General features: G+C 66.3%; 3 protein-coding genes. All 3 read right to left on the bottom strand.

The window, feature by feature from the left end; genetic code table 11:
- Positions 1-24 precede the first annotated feature (24 nt).
- Genes AC07XM_RS30875 through AC07XM_RS30865 form a run of 3 tightly spaced genes read right to left on the bottom strand, consistent with a single transcriptional unit; the run spans position 25 to position 3,312 of the window.
- On the bottom strand, positions 25-1,083 hold the full coding sequence (locus AC07XM_RS30875) for an ABC transporter substrate-binding protein (protein WP_016486035.1): 1,059 nt from the start codon (positions 1,081-1,083) through the stop codon (positions 25-27).
- Positions 1,080-2,144, bottom strand: a complete 1,065-nt coding sequence (locus tag AC07XM_RS30870; protein ID WP_102690287.1) for an ABC transporter substrate-binding protein — start codon at positions 2,142-2,144, stop codon at positions 1,080-1,082. The genes AC07XM_RS30875 and AC07XM_RS30870 overlap by 4 nt, the downstream gene beginning before the upstream one ends.
- Positions 2,145-2,163: 19 nt before the next feature.
- Entirely contained in the window at positions 2,164-3,312 is a 1,149-nt protein-coding gene (locus AC07XM_RS30865) for an LLM class flavin-dependent oxidoreductase (protein ID WP_016486037.1), read from the bottom strand.
- Between the last annotated feature and the right edge of the window lie 101 nt (positions 3,313-3,413).

The raw sequence follows: 3,413 nt of genomic DNA, 5'->3' as shown, positions 1-3,413 counted from the left end.
CCCCCCCCCCCCCCCCCAACAATCTCAAACCGCCAACCGCGAAGTCGACCCGATCACACTCTCCAGCACACGAAAATCAATCCACTCGCGCACATCGAAACGCCGCGGTATGAACCCCCACCTGAACAGGAACTCGGTAAAGTCCTGCAGCGCCTCGATCGAGCGGCTGTCCAGGGTAGTACGCAGGCGCCGATGCGCATCATCGCCATAGGCCGCCGCCACCCAGTACTCGCTGGTGTTCAGCTCGCGCGCCAGAAAGCGCCGGGTCTCTTCCGGGTTAGCCCAGGCCCATTGCTCGGTGCGCAGCACCGTGTCGACCAGCGTACGGCTGGCATCGAAGTGGTTTTCCAGCAAGTGCCTGTCCACGGTCAGTGTGCGCGGGGTGCCGTTGTTGCTGCGGATCAGCGGGTCCGGATGGCTGCCGGTGTCGACCACCACGCGCAGGCCGAACTCGTGGGCCAGGTGCACCGCATGCGCACCTTTGAGGAAGATCGCGTCGATGTCGCCACGCAGCAGGCCGATCAGCTCATTGTTGCGGCGGCTGAAGCGGCTGGTGTCCAGGCTCACTTCAGCACCGTACAGGTGCTGCTTGGCATCGTCGCTGTAGGTGCCGCCGTAGGGGTAGTCGACCAGTTCCACATCGGCCACCGCCAGGCCTTCGAGCTTCAGGGCGTTTTCCAGCCCGCGCAGGGCCTGGGCGCGGGTGAAGTCGATCTGTACGTTGGCCCACTTGGGTATGCCGAAACGGCGGTTCTTCAGGTCGCGAATGCTGCGTACGCCGCTTTCTTCGGTGGTGAGGATCAACTGCACCTCATCACTCCACGACAGCCCCAGCACGCGGGTCTCGACGCCGCTGGCGTAGGCCCAGATCGCCGGGATGTTACCGCCGTGGCGCACCGAGTTCTGCAGATGATGGTCGTAGTGGGCTTCACGCACCTCGCGTTCGCTGGACTCGCGCAGCGACTGGATATTGGTGCCAAACGGCGTGAAGGCCTCGGCCAGCCGCCCCGATTGTACGGCGATGCCGAGGCCGGTGGGCACGGGGCTGTGGGTGTACCAGAGCGTTTCCAGGGGCTTGGTCATGGGGTAACGGGTTTCCTGTCCATGTGGAGGGGGGCCAGCAGTTGGTCCAGTGGTTGGCGAGTGATCCAGTCGCGCACCTCGAAGCGCGCCGGGATGAAGCGCCAGCGCTTGAGGAACTCGACAAAGTCCTGCAAGGCATCAATGGCCTGTTCGTCCAGGCGCGTGCTCAGGCGCAGGTGGGCGTCGGTGCCGTAAGCCACTTGCACCCAGTACTCGCTGCTGTTGGTTTCCCGCGCCAGATAGCGGCGGGTTTCGTCGGGGTGCTGGTGGGCCCAGCGTTCGGCGCGCAGCACCGAACCGAGCAGGGTGCGCACCACCTGCGGGTGGTGCGCCAGCAGGTGGCTGTCCACCGCCAGGGTGCGTGGCGTGCCGTTGTTGCTGCGGATCAGCGGGTCGGGGTGGCTGCCGGTGTCGATCACCGTGTGCAGGGCGAAGGCGTGGGCCAGTTGTACGGCGCTGGCGCCCTTGAGGAAAATCGCGTCGACCTCGCCGCGCAGCAGGCCGGTCAGCTCCAGGTTGCGGCCTTCGCTCTGGGTGCTGGACACCGGCGTGCCGGCCACGCTGCGTACCGGGCGGTCGCTGAAGGTACCGTCGTAGCGGTAGTTGACCAAGTCCACGTCGCCCACTTGCAAGCCTGCGAGCTTGAGGGCGTTTTCCAGCCCGCGCAGGGCCTGGGCACGGGTGAAGTCGATCTGTGCGGCGGCCCAGTCGGGCAGGCCGAAGCGGCGGCCTTTGAGGTCTTTTACGGTGTGGATGCCGCTGTCTGGGCGGGTCAGGATCAACTGCGCCTCATCGGCCCACGACAGGCCGATGACCCGGGTGTCGCGGCCCTGGGCGCGGGCCCAGATAGCCGGGATGCTGCCGCCGTGGCGTACCGAATTGAGCAGGCTGTGGTCAAAGTGCGATTCGCGCACCGCCTGCTGGTCGGCTTCACGCAGGGACTGCACCCGGGTGCCGAGGCCGGCCAGGTCTTCCTGCAGCCAGCCTTGCTGCACGGCAATGCCCAGGCCGGTGGGCACCGGACAGCGGGTGTACCACAAGGTATCGAGGGGTTGGCTCATGTTCAGCTCCGGTTGGGGTTCAGGCACTGGCCTGCAACGGTGTGGTGGCAGCCTGCTGCACCAGCGGCAACACTTCCTGACCGATGCGCAAGGCCTCTTCCAGGTGCGGGTTGGCGGCGAGGATGAAGGTGCTGAAACCGGCATCGCGGTATTCAGCCAGGCGTTCGGCGATGTTCTGATGGCTGCCCACCAGGCCCACGGTGGGGCCGGGCTTGGCCTTGGCGAAGCCGGCCCACAGGTTGCGCGCCAGGATCAGTTCATCGAAGCCCTGCAAGCCTTGGTGATAGGCGGCCTGGCGTGCACCGCCGACAGAGTCCGAGCCGGTCACGAAGCCCTTGGCGCTGGCGCTGGCCTTGCCTTCCAGGCGCTCGAACTGCTGGCGCAGTTCGCGCCAGGCTTGTTCTTCGGTCTCGCGGGCGAACAGGTCGACACGCAGGCCGAAACGCACAGTGCGGCCCTGTTTATCGGCCAGTTCACGCACGCGTTCGATATGCGGCTTGAGCTTGTCGATGGGCTCGGCCCAGTTCAGGTACACATCGGCATGGCGCGCGGCCACGTCCAGTGCGGCATCGGAAAAGCCGGAGAAGTACACGCCCGGTTTGCGTTCGTGTTGCAGGCCCGGCGGCAGGCTGCCGTTTTCCAGGCGGTAGATATCGCCTTCGTAGGAGAACTTTTCCTGTGTCCATAGGCCCTGGATCACGTCGAGGAATTCGCCGGTGCGCTTGTAGCGCAGGTCATGCTCCAGGAAGTCGCCATTGGCCCTTTGGCTGGCCGGGTTGCCGCCGGTGATGATGTTCCAGTCCAGCCGGCCCCCGCTAAGGTTTTGCAGAATTGCCGCCTGCTGGGCGGCATAGGCGGGCAGGGTCCAGGTGGCCTGAAAGGCGATGAGGAAGCGGATGCGCCGGGTTTCGCGGGCCAGCGCGGCGGCGGCTATCCACGGCTCCGGGCCGGTGGGTAGCAAGGCGCCTTCGAACCCGGCCAGCTCGGCGGCCTTGGCCACCTGGGCGATGTAGTCGATGTAGCTGAAACCGTCAGCCTGGCCATCGGGCAGGCGACCGGGGGCGATATTGCCGGGGCGGTGCGCGGGGTTGCCGCGGTTGTGGCGGTCGGTGGACAGCTGCGGGCCATCGGTGCCCAAGGGCAGGCGCCAGAAGAATTCGGTGGTCATGGGGGCTCCTGAAGGGGGCGGTTGTGCGGATGAGGAGGGTGGTGCAACGGCTGTGCCATGCGCGGCGCATGGCCTGTGGGGCGGGGGTTTGAGGCGTAGAG

The organism is Pseudomonas sp. GW460-LB5, assembly GCF_059423245.1.
This window is presented reverse-complemented; position numbering and strand designations above follow the sequence as displayed.

Bases quoted from the DNA above. Each gene is read 5' to 3' on its own strand.
- AC07XM_RS30875 (WP_016486035.1), bottom strand. From the start codon at position 1,083: ATGACCAAGCCCCTGGAAACGCTCTGGTACACCCACAGCCCCGTGCCC.
- AC07XM_RS30865 (WP_016486037.1), bottom strand. From the start codon at position 3,312: ATGACCACCGAATTCTTCTGGCGCCTGCCCTTGGGCACCGATGGCCCG.
- AC07XM_RS30870 (WP_102690287.1), bottom strand. From the start codon at position 2,144: ATGAGCCAACCCCTCGATACCTTGTGGTACACCCGCTGTCCGGTGCCC.